Below are 15017 nucleotides of genomic sequence, written 5' to 3'. Positions count from 1 at the left end.
CTGGTGCTGTGCCCTACATCTGGACTTCGATCAGCCGCGGCCCGGGCTCGGCGACGGCTTCGGCCAGAGCCTTGTTGAACTCTTCGGCATTGGTGACGGCGCGGCCGGGGACGCCCATGCCCTTCGCCAGCGCGACGAAGTCCAGCGTCGGACGGTCGAGGCGCAGCATGTCGTTGGCACGCTGGCCGGGCTCGCCGGCGCCGACATTGTCGAACTCGCCGCGCAGGATCTGGTAGATGCGGTTGGCGAACACGATGGTGACGATGTTGAGGTTCTCGCGGGCCTGCGTCCACAGCGACTGGATCGTGTACATCGCGCTGCCGTCGCCGACCATGGTGATCACCTTGCGGTCCGGACATGCGATCGCGGCGCCGATCGAAAGCGGCGTGGAGAAGCCGATCGAGCCGCCCATGTTCTGGAGCCAGTCGTGCGGAGCGGCCGCCGCCGTCGGCGGGAAGAAGCCGCGGCCGGTGGTCAGGGATTCGTCGACCATGATCGCGTTCTCGGGGATGGCGCATGCGATCGCCTGCGCGATCGAGGCGAAGGTCAGCGCGCCGGTCGGCTTCACCAGCTCAGCCAGGGCCTGCGGCTTGACGTCCTTCGCGCTCGCCTTCACCGCGCCGGCCAGTGCTTCGAGCGCCGCGACCGAATTCTCGCCCCAGGAGGTCATGCGATGCACCTCGCAGCCCTCGGGCTTGAGCATGCTCGGCTTGTTCGGATAGGCGAAGAACGCCACCGGATCATCGGACTCGATCAGCACGATGTGCCGGAACTTCGCCAGCATCGGCAGCGCGTTCTCGATCACGTAATGAATGCGGTCGATCGAATAGCGGCCGCGGCCGCGCGCCATCTTGGGACGGAAGGTCGGGCCCATCACCGTGCAGCCGGTCTTGCCGGCGATACGCTCGGCCAGCGCCAGGCCCTGTTCGCTCAGCGCGCTGCCGGTCATCAGCAGCAGCGTACCCTCGCCATCGCCGTGCAGGATCTTCGCGGCCCGCTCGACCGCCTGCGGCGAATAGCTGGCGCGCTGCTGCTCGGCCGGTACCTCGGCGATGCCATCGGCCTCGTTCCAGGCGGTGTCGGCGGGCAGGATCAGGGTCGCGATCTGTGGCGGTGCGCTCTTGGCGGCGGCGATCGCCGCGGCGCCGTCAGCTGCAACCGATTTGGAGTCCGGCGAGGTGCGGACCCAGGACGACATCGGCCGGGCCAGGCCCTCGATGTCGGAGGTCAGCGGCGCGTTGTAGTCGATGTGGTAGACCGCATGCTGGCCGACGATGTTGACGATGCCGGAATTCGCCTTCTTGGCGTTGTGCAGATTGGCCAGGCCATTGGCCAGGCCAGGGCCGAGATGGAGCAGCGTCGAAGCCGGCGTGCCCTTCATGCGGAAATAGCCGTCAGCGGCGCCGGTCACCACGCCTTCGAACAGGCCGAGCACGCAGCGCATGCCCGGCACGCGGTCGAGCGCCGCGACAAAATGCATCTCGGAGGTGCCTGGGTTGGTGAAGCAGACATCCACCCCACCCTTGACCATCGTCCGCACCAGGCTTTCCGCACCGTTCATCCCAAAGCTCCCTGCAACCGGCAATATTCAAATGTCCGCTCGATCAATCATTGTTCGCCGCCTCCGTCAAAGCAATAGCCGGCATCGCCGGCCTGCCCCGCGCGACGATCCGCTTGTTTGGCTAATGCTTTCAGGCAAATTAGCGTGGTTGCCGGTTTGGCAACGCCAGACGTTAAGGATGATCTCCCTCACGGGCCCGTGGCTTGCGAAATGCCCGCAAATATGGCCTGTGACTTCAGTTGAATCCGATTTTTTTACTGGGGGAAACAATGATCCGATTTTTTGCCGCGCCGATTGCCGCCATCGCATTGCTGTCGGCCACCGCCGGCGGCGCATTCGCCGAGGGGTTCGACTCGCGCGAGATCATGGGCTTCGGCCCGAGCTTCTTCCGCGGCGGCTCTAGCCCGATCCCCCGCACCACCATCATGTACAACGGCAATTACGCCCCCGGCACGATCGTGGTGAACACGAGCGAGCGCCGCCTGTATCTGGTGCTCCAGAACGGCCAGGCGCTGCGCTACGGCATCGGCGTCGGCCGCGACGGCTTCCGCTGGGGCGGAGTGCACAGGATCACCGCCAAGAAGGAATGGCCGGACTGGACGCCGCCGTCGCAGATGCTGGCCCGCCGGCCCGACCTGCCGCGCCACATGAAGGGCGGCATCGAGAATCCGCTCGGCGCGCGCGCGATGTATCTGGGCTCGACGCTCTACCGCATCCACGGCTCCAACGAGCCGGAGACGATCGGCCAGGCCGTGTCCTCGGGCTGCTTCCGCATGACCAACGAGGACGTCAGCGATCTCTACAGCCGCGTCTCGGTCGGCACCAAGGTGGTCGTGCTCAACAACTAGCCGTCGGCGAACTGCGGGAACCCGCAGGGCGCGTGAATATGCGGTCTTGTGCGTCGCTGCCGAATACGGCAGCGTCGGGTCGTAATGAGCGCATTGGCCCCGCCTTCGTCAGGCTTTCGCATCGCCCTGCTGGCGCTCGCCACTTTCGCGTTCGCCCCTGACACCGCTACCATCGCCGTCGCGGGCGAATTGCCCGCGATCGCCTCGCGCCAGCGCGCCGAGAAGAAGAGCTTCACCGACGGCGAGATCGTCGAAGGCTTTCTGAAGACGGCGTTCGGCGCCGAATACCACCTCGCCGGCCGCGTCGACCGCATCCGGAAATTCGACGGGCCGGTGCGCGTCTACGCCGAGAGCGAGCGCGCCGACCGCAAGACGCAGCTCGCCAAGGTCGTGGCCGACATCGGCAGGCGCGTGCAGCATCTCGACATCGCCATGATCGACACCAGCGAAGCCGCGAACGTGCGGGTGAAGCTGGTTCGCGACCGCGACCTGTTTCGGACGATTTCCAGCTTCTACGGCGCGGAGAAGGCGCGCGAGATCCGCACCTCGCTCGATCCGCAATGCCTGTCCGGCTTCCGCAAGAACGACAATTTCGAGATCGAGCATTCCGACGTCATCCTCACCGTCGACAACGGCGATTTCACCTTCCTCGATTGCGCCTATGAGGAACTGCTGCAATCGCTCGGCCCTATCAACGACACCGCGAGCGTGCCGTGGACCATGTTCAACGACAATGTGTCGATGGGCTATTTCGACGTCTACGACCAGTACATCCTCAACCTGCTCTACGATCCCCGCATCAAACCCGGCATGACCGTGCAGGAGGTCAGGGCGGTGCTGCCCCAGGTGCTCGCCGATGTGCGCGCCTGGGTGAAGCGCGTGAATGATTTGAAGGAGTGAGGCGCGTCTTACCCTCCCCTGGAGGGGGAGGGTCGGCTCGCGGCGCGTCAGCGACGTGAGACGGGGTGGGGTGAAAGTCTCTCCACCGAAGCGCTGCCCGTGTGGAGAGATCACCCCACCCCGCTCGCGCTACGCGCGATCGACCCTCCCCCTCCAGGGGAGGGTAAGCGGAACGCCTCCTCCGCCTCTACTGCACGAGATCAGCAACCGTGGCCGCAGCCTTCAGGCCCGTGCCGGTGAGGACCACAACCGTGGTCTCGTTCGCCTTGATAGATCCCGCCGCGGAGAGTTTTTCCAATGCAGCAGCCGCGCTGGCGCTGGTCGGTTCGGCAAACAATCCCTGCCGCGCAAGACGCCGCAACGCGGCGACGATCTCGTCCTCGGTCAGCGCAACGGTGCCGCCGCCGCTCTCGCGCAAGCTCCCGATGATCTCGCGCAGGCGCAGCGGATTCTTGATGGCGGTGCCTTCGGCGACGGTCTTGTTCACCTCGCGGGCGACCGGCGTGTCGACACCCGCCTTGAAGCTTGCATCGATCGGCGAGCAGTTTAGCGGCTGCGCCGCGAACAGGCGCGGCAGCTTCGCGATCTGCCCGGCTTTCAACAGCTCGCGGAAACCGAAGGCGCAACCGAGCAGGCTGCTGCCGGCGCCAACGGGAACGATGATATTGTCGGGCGCGCGAAAACCGAGGTCTTCCCAGATTTCATAGGCGAGCGACTTGGTGCCTTCGAGGAAGAACGGCTGCCAATTGTGGCTGGCATAAAAGGTCTGGCTCGACTGGCGGATGGCCTCGGCCTCCGACTCCTCGCGCGGCCCCTCGACGAGTTGAACCGCGGCGCCATAGGCGCGCACCTGCGCGATCTTGGCCGGCGACGTCGAGGCTGGCGCCAGGATCTTCACGCGCGTGCCGCCGGCGGCACCTAATCCCGCCATCGACGAGCCGCCATTGCCCGAGGAGTCCTCCAGGATCGCGTCGACGCCGATTTGCCGCAGGAATGACAGCATCACCGAAGAGCCCCTATCCTTGAAGCTGCCGGTCGGGTTGAACCATTCGAGCTTGAAGAACGGACGCAAATCGCCCCAGTCCTGCTGGACCAGCGGCGTGCAGCCTTCGCCGAGCGTGATCGGCTTCTTGATCTCGACCGGCAGCGCCGCCCGGTAGCGCCAGAGCGAGCGCGTGGCGCCGTCGATGTCCGCGCGCGATATGCCTGGTCCCGGCGTCACCAGCAGCGGCGTCCGCTCGTCCGAGCACCAGCGCGGCTGGTCCAGCGGATAGAGCCGTCCGTTACGGGGGTCGATGTAGCTGGCGGTGGGCATGGCAGTCTCCAGGCGAGAGGCGATCTATACGATTTGTCCGATTATGTGGGTCTGGTCCAGTCCACGGCACCGCGGTGGCGCAACCGCCGCGCCGCCCTCTTGAAAACATAAAAAATATAACTAGTTCAAATCCTTAGACCTATCGCGCGGATCGAATAGCAAGGTTCGGCCGGGGCGAAGGAGCGGCATCCAGGCGAGCCGGACCTGCCCGTCGGTGACGGGAATTTGGCCAGGGTCGCCTGCCCGGCGGGGAACCATTAACTTGTCTGTCGTCGCCAGCCGCTACAATATGTTGGATTGAGCTCGCGTCGCCGGTGTTCGGCACCGGCAACGCAAGTGAGCCAGGCCCGTCCGAGCGGCGGGCCGTCGGCTTTTTGGGAGCCTGGACATGAGCCGCGCGAACCGTACCGATCACATCCGCCTGACCTCCCATCCGGAGCCGGGCAAAAAGGCCGCGTTTCCGATTCACTGGGGCGCAGCCGACGCACGCACCCGGGGGCCGATCATCGGCACGGTATCGCGCGCTGGGGATCGCAACGTGATCGGCAGCCATGGCGGCTCCTACGCCATGTACCGGGCGCTCGCGGTGTCCGCCGGCGCGCTCGATCCGATCCGCCGGCCCGACCTCACCAACACCTTTCCGGCCGCGACCATCGGGCCGTTCGAGCAATGGCGCGATCCCGACAAGATCGTCGCGCTCGATCCCTGGGGGCATCTCGTCGCGGAGAATTTCGGCAAGGACATCGCCGAGGGCGTCGACATCAGGCCGAGCATCGCGGTGACGCGCGCGCGGCTCGACCTGCCGGAGATCCGCGAGGCGCTCGCCGCAAAACGGCTGCGCGCCGACGGCGAGGTCGTGCACGCCAATGGCAGCGTGTCGGTGGTGAAAATCGCGATCGATCCGGTCTGGTACCTGCCGGGCCTTGCGACGCGCTTCGGCACCGGCGAGACCGAGCTGCGGCGCACGCTGTTCGAGCAGACCGCCGGCATGTTCCCCGAGTTGGTCACCCGGCCGGACATGAAGGTATTCCTGCCGCCGATCGGCGGCACCACCGTCTACATGTTCGGCGATGTGACAAAACTTCCGGACCACCGCACCAAGATCACCTGCCGCGTGCATGACGAGTGCAACGGCTCCGACGTGTTCGGCTCCGACATCTGCACCTGCCGCCCCTATCTCATCCACGGCATCGAGGAATCCGCGCGCGGCGCGCAGGAGGGCGGGCTCGGGCTCGTCATCTACAACCGCAAGGAAGGCCGCGCGCTCGGCGAGGTCACCAAATTCCTGGTCTACAATGCGCGCAAGCGCCAGGAGGACGGCGACGCGGCGGCCGCCTATTTCGAGCGCACCGAATGCGTCGCCGGCGTCCAGGACGCGCGCTTCCAGCAATTGATGCCGGATACGATCCACTGGCTCGGCCTGAAGCGCATCGACCGTTTCCTGTCGATGAGCGACATGAAGCATGACGCGCTGACCTCGCAGGGCATCGACATCGTCGAGCGCGTGCCGATCCCGCCGGAGCTGATCCCGGCCGACGCCTATGTCGAGATCGCCGCGAAAAAGGCTGCCGGCTATTACTCGACCGACATCGCGCCGGAGAAGGACGTGAACGGCGTGGTCGGGCGCTCGCTGGAAAAGTACTGATCGCGCGATGGCGGAGGCTTTGGAACAACAGGCCCGCTCCCTGCTCAGCGCAGGAGCGGTTCGCGCGCGTGCCGCAAAAATGCTCGAGATCGGCCTCGCCGGCGGGCTCCGGCACTTCACGATCGACCTCGACCGCATGGACGGCGTCGCGGAGGCCGTGATCGCGGTCACGCGCAAGGCCTATCCGACGCTGGAGATTCCCTTCCATGCCCGCTGGCGGCATTTCGTGCTCGGCGGCGTCGATCGCTGGGCGAGGCTTGCCAACGTCGCATCGTGGCCGGATCGCGCGGCACGTGCGCGCGCCGAGTTCGACCTCGCCATTGTCAGCGTGCTGCTCGACGCAGGTGCGGGAGCCACGTGGCGCTATCGCGACGCTGTGACCGGCGAAAGTATCGGCCGATCGGAGGGGCTTGCCATCGCAAGCCTCGACATGTTTGCAGGCGGCCTGTTCTCCGGCGATGCGCGTGCGCCGTTCAGGGCCGATGCAGACGTGCTGGCGAAACTACCGCTCGCCTCCCTCACCTCCGCCTTTCAGGCGAGCGATGCCAATCCGCTGCTCGGTCTCGACGGACGCACTGATCTGCTGCGACGTCTGGGCAAGCTGGTTGCCGAGCGCGCGGACATCTTCGGCCTGCACGATACGCCGCGGCCAGGCGGCCTGTTCGATCACATCGCGGCACAGGCCGTGGGGGGCGCGGTCGCCGCGCCCGCCATCCTGTCCGCAGTGCTGAACCAGCTTGGACCGATCTGGCCGTCACGGCTCGAGCTCGCCGGGATTCCGCTCGGCGATTGCTGGCGTCATCCGGCGATCGGGGCGGACGACGGAACGGCAGGCCTCGTACCCCTGCACAAGCTGTCGCAATGGCTGAGCTATTCGCTGATCGAACCGCTGCAGCGCGCCGGCTTTGACGTCACCGACATCGACGGCCTCACCGGCCTCGCCGAATACCGCAATGGCGGCCTGTTCGTCGATCACGAGGTGCTGCGCCTGCGCGACGCCGCCGATGCCGAGCGCGCGCATGCGGTGGATTCCCTGCTCGTCGTAGAATGGCGCGCGCTCACCGTCGCGCTGCTCGACCGGCTTGCGGGCAGCATCCGCGCCAGGCTCGGCCGCACGCCCGAGACCTTGCCCCTCGCGAGCATTCTCGAAGGTGGCAGCTGGGCCGCCGGCCGCGCCATCGCCTTCGCGCGCCGGCCGGACGGCGCGCCGCCGCTCAAGGTGATCAGCGACGGCACGGTTTTCTAAACCCTCTCCCCCTGTGGGAGAGGGTGGCTTCGCGAAAGCGAAGCCGGGTGAGGGGTTGTCTCCGCGAGGGCATCTCTCATTGGAGTTCGTGGAGAGAGACCCCTCATCCGGCGCCGTAGCCGATGCGGGGCATCGGCGTTCTTAAGAACGGCGGCCCAAGGGCCGCCTATGCCACCTTCTCCCACAGGGGGAGAAGGGAAGAAGCAACGGCCCGTCGCGTTTCACCCAAGTGCATTTCGTTAGGAGCGTTTCATGGAAGGCGTCACGATCGTCGATCATCCGCTGGTGCAGCACAAGCTGACGCTGGTGCGGGACAAGTCCATCTCGACCAAGTCCTTCCGCGAGCTGATCAAGGAGATCGGCATGCTGCTGTGCTACGAGATCACGCGGGATCTGCCGCTCGCCGATACCGTCATCGAGACGCCGCTGGCGACGATGCATTCGGCCAAGATCGCCGGCAAGAAGCTGGTATTCGTGCCGATGCTGCGCGCCGGCACGACCTTCGTCGACGGCATGATGGATCTGGTGCCGACCGCGCGCGTCGCCCATATCGGCCTCTACCGCGAGCCGCACAGTTTTGCCGCGGTCGAGTATTTCTTCAAATCGCCGTCCGACCTCAGCGAGCGCCTCGCGATCGTGGTGACCCCGGTGGTCGCGACCGCCAACACGGCCGTCGCCGCAATCGACCGGCTGAAGGAGCGCGGCGCCAGGGACATCCGTCTCGCCTGCCTGATCGCGGCCCCTGAAGGGCTCGAACGGCTGCGCGGACTGCATCCCGACGTTCCGATCTGGACGGCTGCAGTGGACGAAGGTCTCGACGAGAACGGCTTTATCCTGCCGGGCCTCGGCGATGCCGGCGACCGCGCTTACGGGACGCGGTAGGCGCGGAGCTCTTTTTTTGACGCGTTTTCTTCACGCGAACCGGTCGCCACTTCGCTCGAAAACGCTCTAGATCTTCCCGCTGCCGCAAATCAGCTTGAGCGACTGCCATTCCTTGTCCGTCAGCAGCGGCGGGCCGCTGGCGGGACGATCTTCCTTCGTCATGCGTGCGAGGCGGTCTTCGGTGAGCGGGTGGCTCGCCAGGATCGTGGTGAGGCCGGAGCCGCCTTCCTTGCCGGTGATGCGGAACATCAGTTCGGCCGCGGGTTTCGGCGAGCGGCCGAGCTTGTGCATGATCTCGATCGCAAACGTATCCGCGGCGGTCTCGGCCTCGCGCGAATAGGAGGCTTCGACCACGCTGCGCGAGGCGAAGATCACGGCGCTCGAGCCGGTGACGTCGCCGAACAACAGGCCGATCAGGAACGATGTGCCGCCGTTGTAGATCAGCCCGCGCATGTTGTCGTAATGCTTGAGATGGCCGAGCTCATGGGCAAGGATGCCGGCGAGTTCGTCGGGGTTTTCGGCCTTGTCGACCAGGCCCCTCAGCACGTACACCTTGCCGCCGGGCAGCGCGAATGCATTCGGCACCGAGGTCGGCAGTACACCGGCCGTCATGGAATCGTCGTCGAGGCCGGCGGCATCGCGCAGACGATTGACCAGTTTTGTGAACGCGGCTTTGCCCGCGGGGTCTTCGCACGCCTTGCGGCCGAAGATGGTTTTCACCTGGACTTCGGAGGCGTCGCCAATGCGCCGTTCGATCGGCTTGGGCACCAGCGGCGCTAGCCGGTCGGCAGCGAGCGGCACACCGAACAGCACGACGCAAACGATGGAGACGGCGGCGGCCACCGACCAGCCGACGATCTTTGCGACACCGCGGCGCGACGTCTGGTGCTCGTCGAGACGCATGCAGCGGGCGGTCACGTCGGCGGCGAGCGCGGCGTCGCGAATTTCAAGCCGCGCCAGCGGCGGCGCGGATGTCGAGGCCAGGCGCAATATCCCGGCCGGACTGTCGGCGCGGCGAATGTCGGCATAGGTCCAGCGAACCGGCGCTCCGCCCTCCTCGACGATGTCGAGCGCGTCACCGAGCGCCAGCGACACCTCCCGCCTGCGGCTCGACACGCCGTCGAAGAATATCGTCGGCTTGGCGGACTGCGCCGGAACCTCGGTGGACAACTCACTCACAGATCAGAATCCCGCGACATCGAGCCCATCGGCAAAGCCTTCGCCGAGCGCGCTGGCAAGCTCACCGCTGCCGCGTACATCCGCCGCGGCCCCGATGTTGTGCACCTCGACGGTTTCCAGCACCTTGGCCCAGAGATCGCGCTGCAGATAGACCCGCATGACGATGTTGATCGCTAGCGCCACGGCGAAATAGCCGATCACCATCATGACCAGCATCGGGATGCTCTTGCCGGCATTTCCGGGGCCGAAGACCTGATCAGCCGGAACGCCACTTAGCTGGACGACGAGTAAGGCGCCACCGCCCATATAGGCGGCGAAAACGGTCGAAAGCAGCATCCACCAGCCGATCACTTTCCAGTACAGGCCGTAGAACGCGTTGTGCGGCAACTCCGAGGACAGGCTGACACCGCCGATGCGGATGCCGTCGAGCCACCAGCGCCATTCACGCGCCTTGAACTCGGCATAGAAGAACGGGGCGAGCGGGAAGATCACGAGTGCGATCGGGCTCAAGAGCCACAGCCACCAGCCGCGCTTGAAGAAGGTCCAGCCGTCGCCTTCGAAGTCGCCGGAGAGATCGCCGTAATGGGTGTGCCGCATCTTGTAGCGTTCGAGCGACGCCTCGCGCCAGGGCAGCGCCAGGCCGAGGGTGAGGAACACCAGCAGGCCCCACGCCATGGCCCGGAACGAATAGGCCCAGCCCGAGCCGTCCATCCAGAACCGGACGCCGCGCCAGACCGTGCGCGTCAGGCGATAGCGCCGCGCGCGAAAAATCGCGAACTGTCCGAAGGCGTAGAAGCTGATGAACAGCGGCGTCGAGGCAAAGCCCTGCCAGCGCTCGAACTCGATGCCGATGAGAAAATAAGCGAGGTAGATCGGCACCAGGATCGCGAGCGCGAACAGGAAGCCGACCAGCAGCTCCTTGGCCCGGCCGGTGTATTCGGCCGCATCGCCGTCGACCGCGGTGTTCGTCCACAAATGACGGCGGATGTCGGTGACCAGCCAGAACCGGTAGAAGCCGAAGGTGACGAGCTCAAGCATGGCACCCTTGGTGACCAATTTGCGGAACTCGGAGCGGTTGCCGGTGAAGTCGACCCGCGTGGGCGGCAGCGGCGGGGGTAAGGGTTCGGAGCCGATGGGGGCCCATTGCATGTCGTTCACGGCGGCAACCTCGGGGTGCGGACCTGATACGGTCAAACTATAGATCAGAGATTTGGTCGATCCCCAAGATGGCTGGGTTCGATTTACCTCGATTTCTCGCATGATTCCGCAGGCGCGGGGGTGCGGGAGATCACGTTGACACATCTGCGTGACGGTTGCTGATCCGTAGCCCGATGACAGGCTCCGCGTCATCCGGGACAGCGCCAATGGCGGCCCGAATCCCGGATTTCGCTCCGCTCCATCCGGGCTACGCATCTAGCCACCTCTCGCAAAGGTTGGATGTGGCAAAAGTCTCCCTTGCTCCGACGCAGACAACCGGCTGTAATTGCAAATCAAATACCGCAGCGCAGAATTCAACGAGAACGCGCGGTTCATGTCAGGGAGAGCGGTCATGCATGGGACCATCGAGAGCGCGGCGAAGCTCGACGAGCTACGCGCGCGCGCCACGTCACTGCCGCTGGAGCAGTTCGATCCGGGCGATCCCGAGTTGTTCAGGACCGATACGTTCTGGCCGTATTTCGATCGGCTGCGCCGCGAAGATCCCGTGCACTATTGCAAGGACTCGATGTTCGGGCCGTACTGGTCGGTGACGCGCTACAACGACATCATGGAGATCGAGACCAACCATTCGGTGTTCTCCTCGGCCTCCGCGCTCGGCGGCATCACCATCCGCGACATCGACCCGGACCTGCGCCGCGAGAGTTTCATCTCGATGGATCCGCCGCGCCACGCGGCGCAGCGCAAGACCGTGGCGCCGATGTTCACACCGACGCATCTGGACAATCTCGCGCTCAGCATCCGCGAGCGCTCCGCCGAGTGCCTCGACAATCTGCCCGTGGGCCAGGTGTTCGACTGGGTCGATCGTGTCTCGATCGAGCTCACCACGCAGATGCTCGCGGTGCTGTTCGACTTTCCCTGGGAGGACCGCCGCAAGCTGACGCGCTGGTCCGATATCGCGACCACCATTCCCGGCCCCGACGGCCTCGTCGCCACCGAAGACGAACGGCAGGCCGAGCTGACCGAATGTGCGGGCTATTTCGCGCGGCTGTGGAAGGAGCGCATCGAGCAGCCGCCGAAGAGTGACCTGCTCTCGATGATGGCGCATGGTGCCGCGACGCGCGACATGGATGCAAAAAACTTCCTCGGCAATCTCATCCTTTTGATCGTCGGCGGCAACGACACCACCCGCAACACGATGTCGGGATCGATCTACGCGCTGAGCCAGCATCCGGAGCAGTATCGCAAGCTGCGCGAGAACCCCGGCCTGCTCGACAGTTTCGTGCCGGAGGTGATCCGCTGGCAGACGCCGCTGGCGCATATGCGGCGCACCGCGCTTGCCGACTTCGAGTTCCGCGGCAAGCAGATCAAGCAAGGTGACAAGGTCGTGATGTGGTACGTCTCGGGCAACCGCGACGAGGAAGCGATCGAAAAGCCCTACGATTTCATCATCGACCGCGCCCGCCCGCGTACGCACCTCTCTTTCGGCTTCGGCATTCACCGTTGCGTCGGCTTGCGGCTTGCCGAACTTCAGCTCAAGATTATCTGGGAAGAGATCCTCAAGCGCTTCGACCATATCGACGTGGTCGGCGAACCCAAACGGGTCTATTCGAGTTTCGTAAAGGGACTTGAAACCTTGCCGGTGAAGATCACGGCGTGAGATCACTCCCTCTCCCCGCTTGCGGGGAGAAAGAGAAACACTGGAGCTACTACCATGAACATCCAGACTCCGGTCAAAACCGACAACGCCGAACGCATGCGCAGGGCCCGCGAGGAGGCCTATGCGACGCCGCTGGCGCAATTCCACCCCGGCGCACCCAGGCTGTTCCAGGACGACACCTTGTGGCCGTGGTTCGAGCGGCTGCGCAAGGAAGAGCCGGTGCACTACTGCACCAATGCGCCGATCGAGCCGTACTGGTCGGTGGTGAAGTACAACGACATCATGCATGTCGACACCAGTCACGGCATCTTCTCCTCGGACTCGACGCTCGGCGGCATCGGGATCCGCGACGTGCCGCAGGGCTATGACTGGCCGAGCTTCATCGCGATGGACCAGCCGCAGCACTCGGCGCAGCGCAAGACGGTGTCGCCGATGTTCACGCCGACGCATCTGGACGAGCTGGCAAAACTGATCCGCCAGCGCTCGCAGACCGTGCTCGACAATCTACCCCGCAACGAGACCTTCAATTTCGTCGAACGCGTCTCGATCGAGCTGACGACGCAGATGCTGGCGACCCTGTTCGACTTCCCCTGGGAAGAACGCCGCAAGCTGACGCGCTGGTCCGATGTCGCGACCGCCCTGCCCAAGAGCGGCATCGTCGCCTCGGCCGAAGAGCGCCGCCGCGAGATGGACGAATGCTACGCCTACATGTCCAAGCTCTGGAACGAACGCGTCAACTCCGCGCCGCGCAACGATTTGCTGTCGCTGATGGCACATAATGATGCGACGCGCTTCATGGACCCCGACAATCTCATGGGCAACATCATCCTGCTCATCGTCGGCGGCAACGACACCACGCGCAACACCATGAGCGGCTCGGTGCTGGCGCTGAGCGAGAACCCGGACCAGTTCGACAAGCTGCGCGCCAATCCGGAGCTGATCGACTCCATGGTGCCCGAGGTGATCCGCTGGCAGACGCCGCTGGCGCATATGCGGCGTACCGCGCTTGCCGACACCGAAATCGGCGGCAAGCATATCAAGAAAGGCGACCGCGTCGTGATGTGGTACGTCTCGGGCAACCGCGACGAGGAGATGTTCGAGAAGCCAAACGACTTCATCATCGACCGCCCGCGGCCGCGCACCCACCTCTCCTTCGGCTTCGGCATCCACCGCTGCGTCGGCATGCGCCTCGCCGAGCTGCAGCTGCGGATCGTGTGGGAGGAGATGCTGAAGCGCTTCGACCGCATCGAGGTGGTCGGCGAGCCCAAGCGGATCTATTCGAGCTTCATCAAGGGATATGAGTCGTTGCCGGTGAGGATTCCGGGGTAGGCGTGCTCTAGGGACTACCTTAAGGCAAGCGGCCTCGCCAATCTCTGCTGTCATGCCCCGCGCAGGCGGGGCATCCAGTACGCCGCGGCTCCTCGATTCTAGCCGCGCCGTCTCTGGAATACTGGATTGCTCGCCTTCGCGGGCAATGACACCGAGTGTAGGACGAAGAGTGTGCTCCTAACGCTCGAGGAGCGCGCGGCCGGCTATAAAATTCCGGCATGACAGCTCGCTCAATATGCGAAGGGCCAGCTGCGGGCTTGTGTCCTAAATTCTCCTGAGAATTCAGCACTGGCCCTCAACTCAACTTGATGTCCCACAGGCCTTCCTTGCGGCAGGCCGCGACTTCCTCGCGCAATAGCGTCGTGATGGCGAGCGACGCCGTTGAGCCCGGGCGGTCGATCGGAGAGGCGAAAATGAGTTCGCGCGTCATCGGCTTGGATACGGGCGCGGTCTCCAGCCGTCCGTCGGCGACCTCACCGTGGACCGACGAGGGCGGCAGCAGCGCGAAGCCGAGGCCTTCCTCGACGAGGCTCGTCAGCACGCGGAAGGAATCCGCCTCGAGCTGGACGTTGAGCTTGATCTTGCGCTGGGCGGCGGCGTGCTCGATCAGCGCGCGGAGACCGTGGGAATGACTGGGCAGCACCAGCCGCTGGCGCAGCAGCCAGCCGACATCGACGCTCTTCTTGCGCGCGAGGCCGCAGCCGCGCGGGCCAACCGCGACGATGTTGTCGCGGCCAAGGCTCTCCACGTTGAGATGCAGATCGGCGGAGCGGCCGTAGAGAATGGCCAGATCCATCTCGCCGCGATGCAGCCATTCGACGAGATGGCCGCTGTAGCTCTCGACGATGCGCAGCGAAATGCCGGGAAATTTTTCGACGCAGCGGCGCGCAAAGCGCGCCGACAGCACGCAACTCACGGTCGGAACCAGGCCGAGCACGACCTGGCCGGACGGCGGCCCCTTGGTCGACTGGATGTCGTCGCGGATCTGGTCGATCTGCCGCACGATGCCGGAGGTGCGTGCCAGCAGGAGACGGCCGGCTTCCGTCAGCACCATGCCGCGGCCATTGCGCGTGAACAATTCGGTGCGCAGCTCGTGTTCCAGCAGCTTGATCTGCCTAGAGAGCGCCGGCTGCGCCACGCGCAACGTGTCGGAGGCCTTGGAGAGACTGCCGAGCTCCGCCACGCAACTGAAGGTCCTGAGCTGCCGGAAATCCATGCTTGCCAATCCTCGAAGGCTACTTCATACGCTATAGCAAATGAGCATAGGGGGCTGGCGATGTTTTCACAACGCCAGAGG

12 protein-coding genes are annotated in these 15017 nt (G+C 65.1%); 7 read left to right on the top strand and 5 right to left on the bottom strand.

Going from position 1 to position 15017, the window contains the following annotated elements; genetic code table 11:
• Positions 1 to 13: 13 nt before the first annotated feature.
• Positions 14 to 1561: an acetolactate synthase large subunit gene (locus CT676_RS19770; RefSeq protein WP_085398748.1), complete on the bottom strand. Its 1548-nt coding sequence runs from the start codon at positions 1559 to 1561 to the stop codon at positions 14 to 16.
• A gap of 269 nt (positions 1562 to 1830) precedes the next feature.
• Here CT676_RS19770 and CT676_RS19765 point away from each other — a divergent pair, with 269 nt between their 5' ends.
• On the top strand, positions 1831 to 2409 hold the full coding sequence (locus CT676_RS19765) for a L,D-transpeptidase (RefSeq protein ID WP_063985416.1): 579 nt from the start codon (positions 1831 to 1833) through the stop codon (positions 2407 to 2409).
• 84 nt (positions 2410 to 2493) lie between these two features.
• Positions 2494 to 3309 carry a DUF2927 domain-containing protein gene (locus CT676_RS19760; RefSeq protein WP_085398749.1) on the top strand — a complete coding sequence of 272 codons (816 nt, stop codon included), beginning with the start codon at positions 2494 to 2496 and terminating at the stop codon, positions 3307 to 3309.
• A gap of 187 nt (positions 3310 to 3496) precedes the next feature.
• On the opposite strand, the gene CT676_RS19755 is transcribed toward CT676_RS19760, so the two are convergent.
• Positions 3497 to 4624, bottom strand: a complete 1128-nt coding sequence (locus tag CT676_RS19755; protein ID WP_085399836.1) for a threonine synthase — start codon at positions 4622 to 4624, stop codon at positions 3497 to 3499.
• A gap of 388 nt (positions 4625 to 5012) precedes the next feature.
• Between CT676_RS19755 and CT676_RS19750 the strand changes: the two genes are divergently transcribed.
• The 3 genes from CT676_RS19750 (at position 5013) to upp (ending at position 8397) form a co-directional block, all read left to right on the top strand.
• Complete coding sequence (locus tag CT676_RS19750) at positions 5013 to 6269, top strand: GTP cyclohydrolase II (RefSeq protein WP_028159520.1); 1257 nt, start codon at positions 5013 to 5015, stop codon at positions 6267 to 6269.
• Between the two features lie 7 nt (positions 6270 to 6276).
• Positions 6277 to 7515: a URC4/urg3 family protein gene (locus CT676_RS19745; protein WP_085399835.1), complete on the top strand. Its 1239-nt coding sequence runs from the start codon at positions 6277 to 6279 to the stop codon at positions 7513 to 7515.
• Positions 7516 to 7767: 252 nt separating this feature from the next.
• On the top strand, positions 7768 to 8397 hold the full coding sequence (gene upp / locus CT676_RS19740; RefSeq protein WP_014492299.1) for a uracil phosphoribosyltransferase: 630 nt from the start codon (positions 7768 to 7770) through the stop codon (positions 8395 to 8397).
• A 66-nt stretch (positions 8398 to 8463) separates the two neighbouring features.
• Here the strand turns inward: upp and CT676_RS19735 are convergent, their stop codons facing one another.
• Together CT676_RS19735 and CT676_RS19730 are read right to left on the bottom strand one after the other, a co-directional pair.
• Positions 8464 to 9576, bottom strand: a complete 1113-nt coding sequence (locus tag CT676_RS19735; protein ID WP_063985420.1) for a M48 family metallopeptidase — start codon at positions 9574 to 9576, stop codon at positions 8464 to 8466.
• A gap of 3 nt (positions 9577 to 9579) precedes the next feature.
• Entirely contained in the window at positions 9580 to 10725 is a 1146-nt protein-coding gene (locus tag CT676_RS19730) for a YjgN family protein (protein ID WP_193560897.1), read from the bottom strand.
• A gap of 400 nt (positions 10726 to 11125) precedes the next feature.
• Here CT676_RS19730 and CT676_RS19725 point away from each other — a divergent pair, with 400 nt between their 5' ends.
• Both CT676_RS19725 and CT676_RS19720 read left to right on the top strand, forming a co-directional pair.
• Positions 11126 to 12391 (top strand): cytochrome P450, encoded by a 1266-nt coding sequence (locus CT676_RS19725; protein ID WP_085399840.1) that lies wholly within the window; start codon positions 11126 to 11128, stop codon positions 12389 to 12391.
• 54 nt (positions 12392 to 12445) lie between these two features.
• On the top strand, positions 12446 to 13720 hold the full coding sequence (locus CT676_RS19720) for a cytochrome P450 (RefSeq protein WP_063985423.1): 1275 nt from the start codon (positions 12446 to 12448) through the stop codon (positions 13718 to 13720).
• 295 nt (positions 13721 to 14015) lie between these two features.
• Here CT676_RS19720 and CT676_RS19715 read toward each other — a convergent pair whose 3' ends face one another.
• Positions 14016 to 14936: a LysR substrate-binding domain-containing protein gene (locus CT676_RS19715; RefSeq protein ID WP_085399833.1), complete on the bottom strand. Its 921-nt coding sequence runs from the start codon at positions 14934 to 14936 to the stop codon at positions 14016 to 14018.
• Between the last annotated feature and the right edge of the window lie 81 nt (positions 14937 to 15017).

The sequence above is a fragment of the Bradyrhizobium sp. MOS001 genome, assembly GCF_004634465.1.
GTDB lineage: Bacteria > Pseudomonadota > Alphaproteobacteria > Rhizobiales > Xanthobacteraceae > Bradyrhizobium > Bradyrhizobium barranii.
This window is presented reverse-complemented; position numbering and strand designations above follow the sequence as displayed.